This window comes from Acidovorax sp. GW835-FHT14B10, from assembly GCF_058793725.1.
On record NZ_JBXAGC010000081.1, the window covers coordinates 1 to 915 of the forward strand.

Consider the following 915-nt stretch of genomic DNA (forward strand, 5'->3'; position numbering starts at 1 on the left):
CGGGCAAGGTAAATGTTGGCCAGCGCCAAGGCCGTGAACGCCCGCGTGGCGTTCTTCTGAAGCCCGCGGTAGCGCACCTTGGTGAATCCCCACAGGCGCTTGACCACCGCAAAGACATGCTCGACCCGGGCACGCACCCGCGATTTGTTGCGGTTCTTGGCCCGCTGAACTTCGTCCACCTCGCCTGCACGGCGGGTGCGCTGGTTGGTGAAGTCCTTGGCCTTGGGGGCCTTGCTCGCTATCAGTGCTTTCTGGCTGGCATAGGCCGAGTCGCCGTACACGCGCCGCTCATTGCCATGCAGCAGATTGGGCAGAGGGTGTTTGTCATGCACGTTGGCCGCCGTCACCACGGCGCTGTGCGCCAGCCCGCTTTGGCTGTCCACGCCAATGTGCAGCTTCATGCCGAAATACCATTGCTGGCCTTTGCGTGTCTGGTGCATATCGGGGTCGCGCGCCTTGTCGGCGTTCTTGGTGGAGCTGGGCGCTGCGATGATCGTGGCATCCACGATGGTGCCGGTGTTGACCTTGAAGCCGCGCTCCTGCAATTGCTGGCCTACCTTGGCAAACAGGGCTTCACCCAGTTTTTGCTCATTGAGCAGTTTGCGAAACTTCAGCAGCGTGGTGGCGTCGGGCACGCGTTCGCGGCCCAGGTCAATCCCCACAAAGCGGCGCAGACTGGCACTGTCATACAGAGCCTCCTCGCACGCCAGATCGGCCAGGTTGAACCAGTGCTGAAGAAAATGGATGCGCAGCATGCGCTCCAACCCAATGGGCGGACGGCCGTTGCCGGCCTTGGGGTAGTGCGGCTCTATCACCTGGCACAGGGCGGCCCAAGGCACTATTGTCTCCATGGTCCGCAAGAACTCTTCACGTCGGGTGGGCTTGCGCGACTGCTCGAATCCGTTGTTTTGATCT

1 protein-coding gene is annotated in these 915 nt (G+C 61.9%); it reads right to left on the bottom strand.

Annotation, left to right across the window (positions count from 1 at the left end; translation table 11 throughout):
* Positions 1-915, bottom strand: a 915-nt coding sequence (locus tag AC1Q5S_RS22295; RefSeq protein WP_492239463.1) for an IS5 family transposase, incomplete at both ends; no start/stop codon positions are given.